1 protein-coding gene is annotated in these 230 nt (G+C 63.0%); it reads left to right on the top strand.

The genetic code is table 11. The features are described 5' to 3' along the window. The coding region (locus AB2B41_RS23840; protein WP_367880297.1) for a M20/M25/M40 family metallo-hydrolase at positions 1-230 on the top strand (230 nt) is incomplete at both ends.

Raw genomic sequence — 230 nt, forward strand, 5'->3', positions numbered from 1 at the left:
CTGCGGGCTTTTCCTGCTTTCGGTGCTGGCCCACGGCATGATGAAGATGCGCATAAACACCATGAAGGGCGGTCTGGCCGCCTCGATCATCGCGGCGGAGGCTTTTATCGAGAAACATCACGATTTCGCGGGGGCCATCGAGATCTCCGGCACGGCGGACGAGGAAACCGGCGGCTCCGGCGGCGTCGCCTACCTGGCCGAGAAAGGGTATTTCGACCCCAAGCGCGTGC

The sequence above is a fragment of the Sulfitobacter sediminis genome (assembly GCF_040811725.1).
GTDB lineage: Bacteria > Pseudomonadota > Alphaproteobacteria > Rhodobacterales > Rhodobacteraceae > Sulfitobacter > Sulfitobacter sediminis.